Annotated in this window: 1 protein-coding gene; it reads left to right on the top strand. The window is 52.2% G+C overall.

The window, feature by feature from the left end:
* Positions 1-402, top strand: a 402-nt coding sequence (locus AC1DCY_RS27605) for a hypothetical protein (protein ID WP_477355937.1), incomplete at its 5' end; no start/stop codon positions are given.
* Positions 403-469: the final 67 nt, after the last annotated feature.

Genomic DNA, 469 nt, shown 5'->3' with positions numbered 1-469 from the left:
GAGTTAGGCCGCTTCGACTTTGCGGTCATTGCAACTTCAAAATCCGATATTCTGCCGGAAAGTGCCGTCGCCCAGAAGGTGAGGAAGGTTGCGCCGATTGTGCTCGGTGTAGCTGAAGCAGATGCCCTGCCAAGCATTTATGGTTGTTTGATTGACTTATCGCATGAGCTATTGCCATCTGTCGCTCCAACAGAGGTTAGCTCGGGGATGTTCTGCTTAGGCTCCTGCCAGTCAAACGGTATGCATGCGTCGTTAAGAGTGTTATTGGAAACGTTGGCGAGCCATGGCAAGGACGCGACTGCAATTCTCTCGGTACAAACTGACATTGTGCATCCTGATACTCCCAACGGCGTACTGGGCACCCGTTCGTTCGAAGGACGTATGCAGGATGGTACAAACTGACATTGTGCATCCTGATACTCCCAACGGCGTACTGGGCACCCGTTCGTTCGAAGGACGTATGCAGGAT

This window comes from Lysinibacillus sp. 10T31, from assembly GCF_056394365.1.
This window is presented reverse-complemented; position numbering and strand designations above follow the sequence as displayed.